15 protein-coding genes are annotated in these 14053 nt (G+C 59.5%); 7 read left to right on the forward strand and 8 right to left on the reverse strand.

The window, feature by feature from the left end; genetic code table 11:
- The first annotated feature begins 209 nt into the window (after nt 1-209).
- A complete protein-coding gene (locus tag QR290_RS23570; RefSeq protein ID WP_115079054.1) occupies nt 210-803 on the forward strand; it encodes a hypothetical protein in 594 nt (197 codons plus the stop codon).
- Nucleotides 804-955: 152 nt separating this feature from the next.
- Here QR290_RS23570 and QR290_RS23575 read toward each other — a convergent pair whose 3' ends face one another.
- Nucleotides 956-2173, reverse strand: coding sequence for an argininosuccinate synthase (locus QR290_RS23575; protein ID WP_007953201.1), 1218 nt, complete (start codon nt 2171-2173; stop codon nt 956-958).
- Between the two features lie 129 nt (nt 2174-2302).
- Nucleotides 2303-3211, reverse strand: coding sequence for a flagellar protein MotY (locus QR290_RS23580; RefSeq protein ID WP_115079055.1), 909 nt, complete (start codon nt 3209-3211; stop codon nt 2303-2305).
- 160 nt (nt 3212-3371) lie between these two features.
- Between QR290_RS23580 and pyrC the strand changes: the two genes are divergently transcribed.
- Nucleotides 3372-4418 (forward strand): dihydroorotase, encoded by a 1047-nt coding sequence (pyrC, locus tag QR290_RS23585; protein ID WP_289203731.1) that lies wholly within the window; start codon nt 3372-3374, stop codon nt 4416-4418.
- The gene (gene rnt, locus QR290_RS23590) at nt 4415-5089 is read left to right on the forward strand and encodes a ribonuclease T (RefSeq protein ID WP_007953196.1); all 675 of its coding nucleotides are present in this window, start codon (nt 4415-4417) and stop codon (nt 5087-5089) included. The genes pyrC and rnt overlap by 4 nt, the downstream gene beginning before the upstream one ends.
- Nucleotides 5090-5177: 88 nt before the next feature.
- On the opposite strand, the gene QR290_RS23595 is transcribed toward rnt, so the two are convergent.
- Entirely contained in the window at nt 5178-5780 is a 603-nt protein-coding gene (locus tag QR290_RS23595; RefSeq protein WP_007953195.1) for a peroxiredoxin, read from the reverse strand.
- Nucleotides 5781-6071: 291 nt separating this feature from the next.
- On the opposite strand from QR290_RS23595, the gene QR290_RS23600 reads away from it, so the two are divergent.
- Together QR290_RS23600 and bfr are read left to right on the forward strand one after the other, a co-directional pair.
- Nucleotides 6072-6290 (forward strand): bacterioferritin-associated ferredoxin, encoded by a 219-nt coding sequence (locus QR290_RS23600; RefSeq protein WP_007953193.1) that lies wholly within the window; start codon nt 6072-6074, stop codon nt 6288-6290.
- Nucleotides 6291-6489: 199 nt separating this feature from the next.
- Nucleotides 6490-6966 carry a bacterioferritin gene (gene bfr / locus QR290_RS23605; protein WP_011335740.1) on the forward strand — a complete coding sequence of 159 codons (477 nt, stop codon included), beginning with the start codon at nt 6490-6492 and terminating at the stop codon, nt 6964-6966.
- A gap of 107 nt (nt 6967-7073) precedes the next feature.
- Here the strand turns inward: bfr and grxD are convergent, their stop codons facing one another.
- The 3 genes from grxD to QR290_RS23620 form a co-directional block, all read right to left on the reverse strand.
- Nucleotides 7074-7415: a Grx4 family monothiol glutaredoxin gene (grxD, locus tag QR290_RS23610; RefSeq protein ID WP_115079056.1), complete on the reverse strand. Its 342-nt coding sequence runs from the start codon at nt 7413-7415 to the stop codon at nt 7074-7076.
- A gap of 97 nt (nt 7416-7512) precedes the next feature.
- Nucleotides 7513-9618 carry a molybdopterin oxidoreductase family protein gene (locus tag QR290_RS23615; protein ID WP_115079057.1) on the reverse strand — a complete coding sequence of 702 codons (2106 nt, stop codon included), beginning with the start codon at nt 9616-9618 and terminating at the stop codon, nt 7513-7515.
- Between the two features lie 129 nt (nt 9619-9747).
- Nucleotides 9748-10038, reverse strand: a complete 291-nt coding sequence (locus tag QR290_RS23620) for a hypothetical protein (RefSeq protein ID WP_007953190.1) — start codon at nt 10036-10038, stop codon at nt 9748-9750.
- Between the two features lie 406 nt (nt 10039-10444).
- Here QR290_RS23620 and argF point away from each other — a divergent pair, with 406 nt between their 5' ends.
- A complete protein-coding gene (argF, locus tag QR290_RS23625; protein ID WP_115079058.1) occupies nt 10445-11365 on the forward strand; it encodes an ornithine carbamoyltransferase in 921 nt (306 codons plus the stop codon).
- On the forward strand, nt 11362-12471 hold the full coding sequence (locus tag QR290_RS23630) for an ABC transporter ATP-binding protein (protein ID WP_115079059.1): 1110 nt from the start codon (nt 11362-11364) through the stop codon (nt 12469-12471). The genes argF and QR290_RS23630 overlap by 4 nt, the downstream gene beginning before the upstream one ends.
- A gap of 50 nt (nt 12472-12521) precedes the next feature.
- Here QR290_RS23630 and QR290_RS23635 read toward each other — a convergent pair whose 3' ends face one another.
- Both QR290_RS23635 and ybaK read right to left on the reverse strand, forming a co-directional pair.
- Complete coding sequence (locus QR290_RS23635) at nt 12522-13304, reverse strand: PhzF family phenazine biosynthesis protein (protein WP_115079060.1); 783 nt, start codon at nt 13302-13304, stop codon at nt 12522-12524.
- A gap of 89 nt (nt 13305-13393) precedes the next feature.
- The gene (gene ybaK, locus QR290_RS23640) at nt 13394-13864 is read right to left on the reverse strand and encodes a Cys-tRNA(Pro) deacylase (RefSeq protein WP_115079061.1); all 471 of its coding nucleotides are present in this window, start codon (nt 13862-13864) and stop codon (nt 13394-13396) included.
- Between the last annotated feature and the right edge of the window lie 189 nt (nt 13865-14053).

Below are 14053 nucleotides of genomic sequence, written 5' to 3' on the forward strand. Positions count from 1 at the left end.
CTTCGCGGGGGCGGCTCGGAACAGACTGAAAAAACCAAAACCAGGATCAATAACCAGTCACTAAAAACAACTGAAACAACTTACACATATCGAAACCCTGGAATTTAATATAAACACCAGATACCGAAACCCTTATCTACCCGACAACTTACAACTCGACCACCCAACCCAATCAAAACGACGAGAAAGACCATTCATGAGTAAAGACCATGCTAAAGATCAACAAGAAAATCCCCAACCCCATCACCGTCATTGCCATCTTCGCCTTTATATCGGAGACCTCCGCCGCCGTTTCCCTGCCTTTTCTTGATAACAACGAGCGGGAGATCTATGTCTGGTTCCTGATCAGTTTTCCGTTCTACTTGCTGTTTCTGTTCTTCATCACCCTCAACTTCAACTACCGCTCTCTCTATGCTCCGTCCGACTTCGACAACGACAAGAACTTTCTCAAGGCTTTCACAGAGGAAGATACTTTTCCGACCGAGACAGTGCCCAATTCACCAAACGTCGAGTCACAGTCCATTAAACTTCCAAAGCCGCTGACCAGGGTGTACATCATCGACATTCGAAAGATCCAAACTCATTCAGGGCTAGAGTTGCTATTGGAAAAAATCCCACACTCAAACAAGCATTCGCCGAGATTATTCCTGTTTTTAACCGAAGCGGTGTCAGATGTTTTACTTAAAGAGAATATCGAAATCCTGGCCAAACAAACCAGGAGAAGCCATGGAACAACGTTCTGTATTGTTTATGATACGCACTCACTGACCACATCTGTGTTGGGAAAATTTGAAAGGGGATAAAACGCGCAGCAGGACATTCATGCAATGCACGATGTACAGCCGATGAGGACAGTAACGTTGACCGGTATCGATCAATTCAAAGGAGGGGTATCCCAAAAAAAACGGCCTTGTCGCTACGACAAGGCCGTTTTTTCACATCAGGTCCGAAGTACTCAGAACAGCTTGCGGCCCTTGTTGGCAGCAATGCGCATGCGCAGCGCGTTGAGCTTGATGAAGCCCGCCGCGTCGGCCTGGTTGTAAGCGCCGCCGTCTTCTTCGAAAGTCGCGATGTTGGCGTCGAACAGCGAATCGTCGGACTTGCGGCCCGTCACGATCACGTTGCCCTTGTACAGCTTCAGGCGCACAACGCCGTTCACGTTGACCTGCGAGGCGTCGATCATCTGTTGCAGCATCAGACGCTCAGGGCTCCACCAGTAGCCGGTATAGATCAGGCTGGCGTACTTCGGCATCAGCTCGTCTTTGAGGTGAGCGACTTCGCGGTCCAGGGTGATCGATTCGATGGCGCGGTGAGCGCGCAGCATGATGGTGCCGCCCGGGGTTTCGTAGCAGCCACGGGACTTCATGCCGACGTAACGGTTTTCGACGATGTCCAGACGGCCGATGCCGTGTTCGCCACCGATCTTGTTCAGCGTCGCCAGCACGGTGGCCGGGGTCATTTCAACGCCGTCCAGCGCGACGATGTCACCGTTGCGGTAGGTCAGTTCCAGATACTGCGGGGTGTCGGGAGCCTTCTCCGGGGAGACGGTCCAGCGCCACATGTCTTCTTCGTGCTCGGTCCAGGTGTCTTCCAGCACGCCGCCTTCATAGGAGATGTGCAGCAGGTTGGCGTCCATCGAGTACGGGGATTTCTTCTTGCCGTGACGCTCGATCGGGATCGCGTGCTTCTCGGCGTAGTCCATCAACTTCTCGCGGGACAGCAGGTCCCACTCGCGCCAAGGGGCGATCACTTTCACGCCGGGCTTGAGTGCGTAGGCACCCAGTTCGAAACGTACCTGGTCGTTGCCCTTGCCGGTAGCGCCGTGGGAAATGGCGTCAGCGCCGGTTTCGTTGGCGATTTCGATCAGACGCTTGGCGATCAGCGGACGCGCGATGGAAGTACCGAGCAGGTACTCGCCTTCGTAAACGGTGTTGGCGCGGAACATCGGGAACACGAAGTCACGCACGAATTCTTCGCGCAGGTCGTCGATGTAGATTTCTTTGACGCCCATGGCCTGCGCCTTGGCGCGAGCCGGCTCGACTTCTTCGCCCTGACCCAGGTCAGCGGTGAAGGTCACGACTTCACAGTTATAAGTATCCTGCAGCCACTTGAGGATCACCGAAGTGTCCAGGCCGCCGGAATACGCCAGAACGACCTTGTTTACGTCCGCCATGCCATCACTCCACGGGGTTCTACGGAAAGCCGAGGAGTCTACCGCTCAAACGCGATAATTTACAGAGGCGCGACAGCTTAAGACGACAAAGCGACAGAATCTGTCGAGAGGGCGACGATGACCGGCAGGTCAGGAAGTCGCCGCAGTGTTGGCAGGCGTGCTGGCCTGAGGCGCCGGAGCCGTGGTCGGTGCCACCCGCGCCAGGTGCACGTTGACCCGGCGGTTCTTGGCCCGGTTGGCGGCGTTGGTGTTCGGCACCAGCGGGTAGCGTTCGCCATGGAAGCGCACGGTGATCTGCGACTCCTGAATGCCGTTGGCTTTGAAGAAGTCGACCACCGCCAGCGCGCGGCGGCGCGACAGTTCACGATTGGTCAGGCGGTTGCCGCTGTTGTCGGAGTGGCCGTCGAGTTCGATGTGATTGACCGTCGGATCGGCCTTCATGTACTCGAGCATCACTTGCAGCTTGGCCTTGGCGGCGGCGTCCAGTTCGATGCCTTCACCGGGGAAGCCGATCTGCGATTGTTTGACCTGATCGAAGTTCTGCGGGAGCAGTTTTGCCACGCAGGTCTGATAGTCGTTGAAGGCCTTGCTGAACTTGACCGGCAACAGGCGCACTTCCGACACCCTGCCATCGCCTGATGCACGGCGTACTACCGGGCTGCGACCTTCCAGCAAACCGCTGATCAGCCCGCCGGCCTGCGATTGCGAACTGTTGAACAGCACGTTGCCGGTGCCGATCCTGACGCTGCCCAGATTGATGTCATTGCGTCCCGGCTGCCAAGGCGCTGCCGCCGCCAGCAAGGTTGCCGAACCACCGCCCAACATCGCGTTGTAGGCATTCAGGCGAAAGATCGCCTGCTCGCCGGCCTTGCGCACGAATTGCCCCGAGCCGAAGTCGGTGATCGGCTGCGTCAGACGGCACTCGAACTTGTCGCCCTCGACCGTCCACTCAATGTTCTCCAGACGGGTCTGGTAGGTCAGTGCCATCGCGGGAAGGCTGGCAAACACACTGAGCAAGGCTAAATATCGCTGGCGCACGGGAGGCTCCATTGGCTTCTACAACAAAAAAGACCGAGACATACATCTTTACGGCATACCTATGGGATATCGGACGCTCGTCGCAAAACTTGATAGCGAGTGCCTGCAAGAGTCTTTTCCGGTAGCATTCGCCTCAGTTTGACCCGCCTGGAATCCCCTCATGTCCGACCGCCTGACCCTGCTGCGTCCCGACGACTGGCACATTCATCTTCGCGATGGTGCCGTGTTGACCAATACCGTTGCGGATGTCGCGCGCACCTTTGGTCGCGCCATCATCATGCCCAACCTGGTACCTCCGGTGCGCAACGCCGCTGAAGCCGACGGCTATCGCCAGCGGATTCTCGCTGCCCGCCCGGCCGGCAGTCGTTTCGAGCCGCTGATGGTGCTGTACCTCACCGACCGCACCCAGCCCGAAGAAATCCGTGAGGCCAAGGCCAGCGGTTTCGTGCACGCCGCCAAGCTGTACCCGGCCGGCGCCACCACCAACTCCGATTCCGGGGTCACCAGCATCGACAAGATTTTCCCGGCGCTGGAAGCCATGGCCGAAGTCGGCATGCCGCTGTTGATCCACGGTGAAGTCACCCGTGGCGACGTCGACGTGTTCGACCGCGAAAAAATCTTCATCGACGAGCACATGCGCCGCGTGGTCGAGCGATTCCCGACGCTGAAAGTGGTGTTCGAACACATCACCACCGGCGATGCCGTGCAGTTCGTCAACGAATCTTCGGCCAACGTCGGCGCGACCATCACCGCGCATCACCTGCTCTACAACCGCAACCACATGCTGGTAGGCGGGATCCGGCCGCACTTCTACTGCCTGCCGATCCTCAAGCGCAACACGCACCAGGAAGCCCTGCTCGACGCTGCCACCAGCGGCAGCGCGAAGTTCTTCCTCGGTACCGACTCGGCGCCGCACGCCCAGCACGCCAAGGAAGCTGCCTGCGGCTGCGCCGGCTGCTACACCGCGTATGCCGCCATCGAGTTGTATGCCGAAGCCTTCGAACAGCGCAATGCGCTGGACAAGCTCGAAGCGTTCGCCAGCCTCAACGGCCCGCGTTTCTACGGCCTGCCGGCGAACACCGATCGCATCACCCTGGTTCGTGAAGAATGGACCGCCCCGACCAGCCTGCCTTTCGGCGAGCTGACCGTTATCCCGCTGCGCGCCGGTGAAAAACTGCGCTGGCGCCTGCTGGAGGAACACGCGTGAGTGAAGACCATTTCGACGACGAACTGGACGGTCAAGGTGGCGGCGGTTCGCGCCATCCAATGGCAGCACGCTTTCGCGGCTACCTGCCGGTTGTCGTCGACGTAGAAACCGGTGGTTTCAACTCGGCCACCGACGCGCTGCTGGAGATTGCCGCGACCACGATCGCCATGGATGAAAAGGGTTTCGTCTACCCGGATCACACTTACTTCTTCCGCGTCGAGCCGTTTGAAGGCGCCAACGTTGAAGCGGCGGCGCTGGAGTTCACCGGGATCAAGCTCGACCACCCGTTGCGCATGGCCGTCAGCGAAGAAACAGCGCTGACCGACATCTTCCGCGGTGTGCGCAAGGCCTTGAAGGCCAACGGCTGCAAGCGGGCGATCCTGGTCGGCCACAACAGCAGCTTCGACCTGGGCTTCCTCAACGCCGCCGTCGCGCGGCTGGACATGAAGCGCAACCCGTTCCACCCGTTCTCCAGCTTCGACACTGCGACCCTCGCCGGTCTGGCATACGGCCAAACCGTGCTGGCGAAAGCCTGTCAGGCAGCCGACATCGACTTCGACGGCCGTGAAGCGCATTCGGCGCGTTACGACACCGAGAAGACGGCCGAGCTGTTCTGCGGCATCGTCAACCGCTGGAAACAGATGGGCGGCTGGGAAGACTTCGACGACTGATCCTCGTCGGGTTTCTTCCGAGCATTAAAAAACCGGCCACATGGGCCGGTTTTTTTGTACCTCGCTTCCTGAACCTGAAGCGTGCGCCTTACAGGGCAGCAGCGTTCTCGGTCAGGTAAGCAGCTACGCCTTCTGGCGAAGCGTTCATGCCTTTGTCGCCTTTTTTCCAGTTGGCAGGGCAGACTTCGCCGTGCTCTTCGTGGAATTGCAGCGCGTCGACCAGACGGATCAGCTCTTCCATGTTACGGCCCAGCGGCAGGTCGTTGACGATCTGCGAGCGGACAACGCCTTTGTCGTCGATCAGGAACGCGCCACGGAAAGCCACGCCGCCTTCGGATTCAACGTCGTAGGCCTTGGCGATGTCGTGCTTCATGTCGGCAGCCATGGTGTATTTCACCTGGCCGATGCCGCCATTGTTGACCGGGGTGTTGCGCCAGGCGTTGTGGGTGAAGTGCGAGTCGATCGACACGGCGATCACTTCTACGTTGCGTGCCTTGAAGTCGGCCATGCGGTTGTCCAGAGCGATCAGCTCGGACGGGCAGACGAAAGTGAAGTCCAGCGGGTAGAAGAACACCAGGCCGTATTTGCCTTTGATGGCCGAGGACAGGGTGAAGCTGTCAACGATCTCGCCATTGCCGAGTACGGCCGGGACGGTGAAGTCAGGGGCTTGTTTGCCTACGAGTACGCTCATTGATATCTCCTGGTGTAGAAACTTGAAGTTCAGGGTTCGGGCCAGCCTGCCACCCTCAGGCGACAGCCCTGTGACACGAACCCCCTTCGCAAGGGCCGACCATCATACACTGCGTTTTTCGACTGTCCTTAAAGGTTTTTCGCGAAATCCGGGCTGGCACTCAGCCATGCACCACCGTTCGTCAGTCACACCTGTTGGCGATGAAAACCACTGGGAAAGCACTTTGACAATCATTCTCGTTAACATTAAGATCCATCGCAATTGAGTCACAACCAGCGACGGTTCTCACTTATGTATGTTTGCCTCTGCACTGGCGTCACCGACGGACAGATCCGCGAAGCGATCTATGAAGGTTGCTGCAGCTATAAAGAAGTCCGTCAGGCCACCGGCGTAGCCAGCCAATGCGGCAAATGTGCGTGCCTGGCGAAGGAAGTGGTTCGCGAAACCCTGACCAAGCTGCAAACCGCCCAGGCTGCGATCCCCTACCCGGCAGAATTTACCGCCGCGTAATTATCCCGAATTCGAAGAACCGGACTTATGTCCGGTTTTTTTATGCCTGAAAATCAACTGCTTAGCGTCTAGACGCGGAACACAAACATTCTTATTCCGATTAATTTTCATTTATTATTCAACAACTTAGGTTTGACACTTATAAATACCAAGCTCAAACTCTGCCTTATATACCGCTATTAAGGGCAGGACTCCCATCATGAAAGGCGACGTAACAGTCATCCAGCATCTCAACAAGATCCTTGCCAATGAGCTGGTCGCGATCAATCAGTACTTCCTGCATGCGCGCATGTATGAAGATTGGGGCCTGAACAAGCTCGGCAAGCACGAGTACCACGAATCCATCGACGAGATGAAGCACGCGGACAAGCTGATCAAGCGCATCCTGTTCCTCGAAGGCCTGCCGAACGTGCAGGACCTGGGCAAGCTGCACATCGGCGAGCACACCAAGGAAATGCTGGAGTGCGACCTGCGTATCGAGAAGACCGGCCACGCCGATCTGAAGGCCGCCATCGCTCACTGTGAATCCGTCGGTGACTTCGGCAGCCGCGAACTGCTCGAAGACATCCTGGAATCCGAAGAAGAACACATCGACTGGCTGGAAACCCAACTGGGCCTGATCGATAAAGTCGGTCTTGAAAACTATCTGCAATCGCAGATGGGCGAAGACGAGTAATTAGCCAGCGCTGGAACTCGAGACATTAAAAAGCCCCGCCCTCTTTCGAGAGGCGGGGCTTTTTATTGCCCGGATTTCAGACTCGCTGAAATCCGGGCAGAAGCCGATCAGACTTCGGACTTGGCCGCAGCAGCCTTGGCGGATGCTTCCTTGACCAGAGTCTGCAGCTCACCGTTGGCGAACATTTCAGCCATGATGTCGCTGCCGCCGACCAGTTCACCGCCGACCCACAGTTGCGGGAAAGTCGGCCAGTTGGCGTACTTCGGCAGGTTGGCACGGATTTCCGGGTTCTGCAGGATGTCGACGTAGGCGAACTTCTCGCCACAGCCCATCACAGCCTGCGCAGCTTTCGCGGAGAAGCCACACTGCGGGGCATTCGGCGAGCCTTTCATGTAAAGCAGAATGGTGTTGTTGGCAATCTGCTCTTTAATCGTTTCGATGATATCCATGGAGCACCTCGGCTGAACTTTCCGACTCATGGGTCGGCACGGTGGCGCATTGTAACGGAATCCCGAGCGCCCTGCTCGGTCTCCCCGACAGACTTGCTCACGCCGCCGCCACCGTCACCGGCACACCATTGAGCGCTGCGTTGCCCGACAGCTCATCGAGCTGACATTCATCGGTCAGGTCATTGGCGCTGGAACCGGGCTGGCCGCTGGCGATCGCCATCTGCACACCTGGCCGGGCATGGCCCCATCCGTGCGGCAGGCTGACCACGCCCTTCATCATGTCGGCACTGCCCAGCACTTCGACTTCGATCTGGCCGACCCGTGAACTCACGCGCACGAGCTGACCGTCACTGAGCCCGCGACTGGCGAGATCATCCGGGTTCATCAGCAGTTGATGACGCGGCTTGCCCTTCACCAATCGATGGTAATTGTGCATCCACGAGTTGTTGCTGCGCACATGACGGCGGCCGATCATCAACAACTCATCGGCGGCGGGTGCCTGCAACGCGGCGAAGCGCGCCAAGTCGGCGAGGATTTCCGGCGGCGCCGCCTGAACCTGTTGATTGGCAGTCTTCAATCGCGCAGTCAGGTTGGGTTTGAGCGCCCCAAGATCAACCCCGTGCGGATGATCGAACAGTGTTGCCAACGACAACTTGTGCTCGGACGCATCGCCGTAAAGGCCCATGCGCAAACCCATGTCGATCATCTTCGCCGGCGGCATCGTCGGCTTCAGCTCCTTGCCCGTCTTCGCGGCAAAGGCCTTGGCCAGGCCGACGAAGATTTCCCAGTCGTGCAGCGCACCCTCAGGTTTGGCGAGGATCGCCCGGTTGAAACGAGTGACGTTGCGCACCGCGAACAGGTTGAAGGTGGTGTCGTAGTGATCGTTTTCCAGTGCCGAGGTCGATGGCAGGATCAGGTCGGCATAGCGCGTGGTTTCGTTGATGTACAGGTCGACGCTGACCATGAACTCCAGCCCGTCCAGCGCCTGCTCCAGTTGCCGGCCATTGGGCGTGGACAACACCGGATTACCGGCCACGGTGATCAGCGCGCGAATCTGCCCCTCGCCGTCGGTAAGCATTTCTTCGGCCAGCGCCGAAACCGGCAACTCGCCGCCGTACTCAGGCCGCCCCGACACGCGGCTCTGCCATTTATTGAAGTGCCCGCCCGAAGTCGAGGCCACCAGATCCACCGCTGGCTCGGTGCACAAGGCACCGCCGACTCGGTCGAGGTTGCCGGTCACCAGATTGATCAGTTGCACGACCCAATGGCACAGCGTGCCGAAGGCCTGGGTCGAAACGCCCATCCGGCCATAACAAACGGCGCTTGGCGCAGCGGCAAAATCCCGGGCCAACTGGCGGATCTGTTCGGCGGAAACGGCGCACAACGGGCTCATGGCTTCGGCGGTGAAATCCGCCACCGCCGCGCGGACTTCTTCCAGTCCATCCACCGGCAGATGACTGCCTCGAGCCAGCCCCTCATCGAACAGCGTGTTGAGCACACCAAACAGCAACGCCGCATCGCCACCCGGACGCACGAACAAATGCTGGTCGGCCATCGCCGCCGTCTCGCTGCGCCGTGGATCGACCACCACCACTTTGCCGCCCCGGGCCTGGATCGCCTTCAGACGCTTCTCGACATCCGGCACGGTCATGATGCTGCCGTTGGACGCCAGCGGATTGCCGCCCAGGATCAACATGAAATCGGTGTGATCGATGTCCGGAATCGGCAGCAACAAGCCGTGGCCGTACATCAGATAGCTGGTCAGGTGATGGGGCAGTTGATCGACCGACGTCGCCGAATAGCGGTTGCGGGTTTTCAACAGGCCGAGGAAGTAATTGCTGTGGGTCATCAGCCCGTAGTTATGCACGCTGGGGTTGCCCTGATACACGGCAACCGCGTTCTGCCCGTGACGCTCCTGAATGGCCGAGAGTTTTTCGGCGACCAGCTCGAACGCATCGTCCCACTCGATGGGCAGCCATTCGCTGCCGACCCGGCGCATCGGCTGGCGCAGGCGATCCGGATCGTTCTGGATATCTTGCAGCGCGACGGCCTTGGGGCAGATGTGCCCGCGACTGAACGTGTCCAGGGCATCGCCCTTGATCGAGGTGATCTGCACCTGGCCGTCGGTTTCGGTGGTTTCGATGGTCAAGCCGCAGATGGCTTCGCACAGGTGGCAGGCACGGTGATGGAGAGTCTTGGTCATGGCCAGTCTCTGTCTTGTTCTGGGCAGGCAATCACGCCTGCGGGAACAAAACTATGGCCCGCGACCCGATGCAGCGCCAGCGACGTTCGTCTTGTGAATCGGCGGCCATCAGGCCCGCCGATAGACGCGTCAGTTCGCCGGAAGCTGTGGCGGCGCGGCCAGCTGGATTTCCTGAATGGTCTCGATCTGCTCATGGGCGACGTGGACGCCGGTGAGCTCGCCGATCAGTCGCCAATGCTCGTCGAGCCCGGCGCTGATGGTCGCCATGCGGTCGATCATCTGCCGGCTGGCGGCCTTGACCACGTCGTCGTCGCTGCGCAGCAGTTCGAAGGACATCGAGGTCATCGACGCGGTGAGGTGGGTCAATGAGCGTGCCGTGTGGCCCAGCAGTTCCATTAACAGTTTTTCTTTCGATTCCATGCGGAGGCTTCCTGCGTCGCTCGTGATTTATTTATAACCCAGCACTTTGCTTTAGCAAATGTTTCAACCTGCGCATCCGACCAAGCGAACCGATGGCTCACCGGTCACAAACCGACCAGAGCTGTGCCATCCCCGCCGCGCCTGATTGCCAAGCCCGGTGGGGCCAGTGTACAAATGCCTCGTTGCCCTCTCGAAAACTGACCGGAAATCACAGTGTTCGCGCTGTTATCACCCCGGCGCATTTCTGCAAAAACCGTAGCCTATTGGAAAAACGCGACATTTAGTGTCAATATCGCGCCTCCCCCTATTTCGTCGCCCCCGTGCGGCTTACGCCGCAGGTCTCGCCCGTTGTTCCGATAAACAAGGCTTTGAGCATCTGCGGTTTGTAGCAAAAAGGTAGTCAATGATGAGCGCAAGGCACTTTCTCTCCCTGATGGATTGCACGCCCGAAGAGCTGGTCAGCGTGATCCGTCGAGGCGTTGAGCTCAAGGACCTGCGTAACCGCGGCGTACTGTTCGAGCCTCTGAAAAACCGCGTCCTGGGGATGATCTTCGAGAAATCCTCGACCCGCACCCGGATCTCCTTCGAGGCCGGCATGATCCAGCTCGGCGGCCAGGCAATCTTTCTGTCACCGCGCGACACCCAACTGGGCCGTGGCGAGCCGATCGGCGACTGCGCCATCGTCATGTCGAGCATGCTCGACGCAGTGATGATCCGCACCTTTGCCCACAGCACCCTGACCGAATTTGCTGCCAACTCCCGCGTGCCGGTGATCAACGGCCTGTCCGATGACCTGCACCCGTGCCAGTTGCTGGCCGACATGCAAACCTTCCTCGAGCACCGCGGCTCGATCCAGGGCAAGACCGTGGCCTGGATCGGCGACGGCAACAACATGTGCAACAGCTATATAGAAGCGGCCATCCAGTTCGACTTCCAGTTGCGCGTGGCCTGCCCGGAAGGCTATGAGCCAAATCCTGAGTTCGTGGCCAAGGCCGGTGACCGCGTGACCATCGTCCGCGACCCGCAAGACGCCGTGCGCGGCGCGCATCTGGTGAGCACCGACGTCTGGACCTCCATGGGTCAGGAAGAGGAAACCGCAAAGCGCCTCAAACTGTTCGCGCCATACCAGGTCACCCGTGCCCTGCTCGACCTGGCGGCCGAGGACGTGTTATTCCTGCACTGCCTTCCCGCTCACCGCGGTGAAGAAATCAGTCTCGACCTGCTCGATGACCCGCGCTCCGTCGCCTGGGATCAGGCAGAAAACCGTCTCCACGCACAGAAGGCCCTGCTCGAGTTCCTTGTAGAACCGGCATATCACCACGCATGAGCCATGAATTACTGCTGAACCTGCGCAACCTCGCTTGCGGCTATCAAGATCAACGTGTGGTGCAGAACCTCAATCTGCACCTCAACGCCGGCGACATCGGCTGCCTGCTCGGCTCGTCCGGTTGCGGCAAGACCACCACCCTGCGCGCGATTGCCGGTTTCGAACCGGTGCACGAAGGGGAAATCTCTCTCGGCGGTGAAGTGATCTCCAGCGCCGGTTTCACCCTCGCCCCGGAAAAACGCCGGATCGGCATGGTGTTCCAGGATTACGCGCTGTTCCCGCACCTGAGTGTCGCGGACAACATCGCCTTCGGCATCCGCAAGCACCCGAACAAGGAGCGCGTCACCGAAGAACTGCTGGAACTGGTCAACCTGAAGAACCTCGGCAAACGCTTCCCCCACGAGTTGTCCGGCGGCCAGCAACAACGTGTCGCCCTCGCCCGCGCCCTGGCGCCGGAGCCGCAACTGTTGCTGCTCGACGAGCCGTTCTCCAACCTCGATGGCGAGTTGCGTCGCAAGCTCAGCCACGAAGTCCGCGACATCCTCAAGGCACGTGGCACCAGCGCGATTCTGGTGACTCACGACCAGGAAGAAGCCTTTGCCGTCAGCGATCACGTCGGCGTGTTCAAGGAAGGCCGGCTGGAGCAGTGGGATACGCCGTACAACCTCTACCACGAACCGGCGACACCGTTTGTGGCCAGCTTCATCGGTCAGGGTTACTTCATTCGTGGCCAGCTCCGCAGCCCGGAATCGGTGCAGACAGAACTCGGTGAACTGCGCGGCAATCGCGCCTACACCTGGCCGATCGGTGGGGCGGTAGATGTGCTGCTGCGTCCGGACGACATCGTTTACGCGCCGGACAGTGGTTTGAAAGCGCGGATCGTCGGCAAGACCTTCCTCGGCGCCTCGACCTTGTATCGCCTGCAACTGCCGACCGGCGCACAGCTGGAATCGATCTTCCCGAGCCATGCCGACCATCAGGTAGGTGCGGATGTCGGGATTCGTGTGGCAGCGGAACATCTGGTGCTGTTCCAGGCCTCCGGCAGCACCGCTGCGCAGATTCCGGCGGGGGAAAACGGCGTTCGCCGTTTCAGCACCGCGCACTGATTTGCAGACAAACAATGAGGGAGCCTGATGGCTCCCTTGTTTTTTTGGCTTCAACCCAGCATCAATGTGCCGCTGGCCACCAGCGTCGCATTCCCGCCGATCTTCACCCGCTCGCCTTCCAGCCGACAAAACAGCTCACCGCCTCGCGCCGAACGCTGGCATGCAGTGAGGCTGGTTTTGCCCAGGCGTTTCGACCAGTACGGAATCAGGCTGCAATGGGTCGAGCCGGTCACCGGGTCTTCATTGATGCCGATGGCCGGAGCGAAATAACGCGAGACGAAGTCATGCTGATTGCCCCGGGCGGTGACGATGGCGCCCAACCACGGCAGCTTGGCGAGAGCGACCATGTCCGGCTGGCAATCAAGCACTGCCTGCTCGGACTCCAGCACCACGAACAGCTCGTTGGAACTCAGAACATCCACTGCCTGGACATTCAGCGCCCGCTCGATCTCCACGGTGACGCCTTTCTCCACCGCTTCGATGGCCGGGAAATCCAGCCACAACCGGCCACCTTCGCGGCTGACGCTCAACGGCCCGGACTTGCAGGTGAAGTCCAGACGCTCGGCGTTTTCCTTATAGATCTCGAACAGCACATAGGCGCTGGCCAGGGTTGCGTGACCGCACAGCGGCACCTCGGTGGTCGGCGTGAACCAGCGGATGTGCCACGCCTGCCCTTCGCGCACCAGAAATGCGGTTTCCGCCAGATTGTGCTCGGCGGCGATCTTCTGCATCAGTTCATCCGCGAGCCACGCGTCGAGCCGATAGACCATCGCCGGATTACCACTGAACGGCCGATCACTGAACGCGTCGACCTGATGAAACTCGAGCTGCATAACCTTCTCCCTGTGTCAGTCGAACGAGCATGCAGCGCCGGCCGGATCAGCGCCAGTGACAGTACCGGCCAATTTTCTTCATACAGACGTCAAGGGCGACCGATGTCGGCAAATTTCGCCTGGGTGTGTTCTGCCAAGACCGCCGGTGCCAGCTCCACTTCCAGCCCGCGCCGACCGGCGCTGACATAAATGGTCGCAAAAGGCTGGGCCGAATTATCGATGAAGGTACGCAGGCGTTTTTTCTGCCCCAGCGGGCTGATGCCGCCCAGCAGGTAACCGGTGGAACGCTGCGCGGCGGCCGGGTCGGCCATCTCGACTTTTTTCACGCCGGCGGCGTGGGCAAGCCCCTTGAGGTCGAGACTTCCGACGACCGGCACGACGGCCACCAGCAACTCACCCTTCTCACTGGCCGCGAGCAGCGTCTTGAACACCTGCGCCGGCTCAAGCCCCAGTTTTTCTGCGGCCTCCAAGCCATACGACGCGGCCTTCGGGTCATGTTCGTAACTGTGCACGCGATGTTCGGCACGAACTTTTTTCAACAAGTCCAACGCAGGGGTCATGGCAGCTCCGGGCTCGGCAGTGGCAAAAAATCCTGCGACGGATTTTAGGCCATCGCTGTGCAAAAGGCTCTACCACGCGCCACGTTTCCCGGGGTTTGCGGGCCGACAACAGCCGCGCAGACGGGGTGACCCGCAGGATCATTCACGTGACTGATAGTTTATTTGTGACTGACGGTTCACTTTCGACCT

The organism is Pseudomonas fluorescens, from assembly GCF_030344995.1.
GTDB classification, from domain to species: domain Bacteria; phylum Pseudomonadota; class Gammaproteobacteria; order Pseudomonadales; family Pseudomonadaceae; genus Aquipseudomonas; species Aquipseudomonas fluorescens_BF.

Excerpts from the sequence above, each read along its gene's own strand:
- argF (WP_115079058.1), top strand. The coding sequence starts at position 10,445 with ATGAGCGCAAGGCACTTTCTCTCCCTGATGGATTGCACGCCCGAAGAG.
- QR290_RS23630 (WP_115079059.1), top strand. The coding sequence starts at position 11,362 with ATGAGCCATGAATTACTGCTGAACCTGCGCAACCTCGCTTGCGGCTAT.
- bfr (WP_011335740.1), top strand. The coding sequence starts at position 6,490 with ATGAAAGGCGACGTAACAGTCATCCAGCATCTCAACAAGATCCTTGCC.
- grxD (WP_115079056.1), bottom strand. The coding sequence starts at position 7,415 with ATGGATATCATCGAAACGATTAAAGAGCAGATTGCCAACAACACCATT.
- QR290_RS23620 (WP_007953190.1), bottom strand. The coding sequence starts at position 10,038 with ATGGAATCGAAAGAAAAACTGTTAATGGAACTGCTGGGCCACACGGCA.
- ybaK (WP_115079061.1), bottom strand. The coding sequence starts at position 13,864 with ATGACCCCTGCGTTGGACTTGTTGAAAAAAGTTCGTGCCGAACATCGC.
- QR290_RS23600 (WP_007953193.1), top strand. The coding sequence starts at position 6,072 with ATGTATGTTTGCCTCTGCACTGGCGTCACCGACGGACAGATCCGCGAA.
- pyrC (WP_289203731.1), top strand. The coding sequence starts at position 3,372 with ATGTCCGACCGCCTGACCCTGCTGCGTCCCGACGACTGGCACATTCAT.
- QR290_RS23615 (WP_115079057.1), bottom strand. The coding sequence starts at position 9,618 with ATGACCAAGACTCTCCATCACCGTGCCTGCCACCTGTGCGAAGCCATC.
- QR290_RS23570 (WP_115079054.1), top strand. The coding sequence starts at position 210 with ATGCTAAAGATCAACAAGAAAATCCCCAACCCCATCACCGTCATTGCC.
- QR290_RS23635 (WP_115079060.1), bottom strand. The coding sequence starts at position 13,304 with ATGCAGCTCGAGTTTCATCAGGTCGACGCGTTCAGTGATCGGCCGTTC.
- QR290_RS23575 (WP_007953201.1), bottom strand. The coding sequence starts at position 2,173 with ATGGCGGACGTAAACAAGGTCGTTCTGGCGTATTCCGGCGGCCTGGAC.
- QR290_RS23595 (WP_007953195.1), bottom strand. The coding sequence starts at position 5,780 with ATGAGCGTACTCGTAGGCAAACAAGCCCCTGACTTCACCGTCCCGGCC.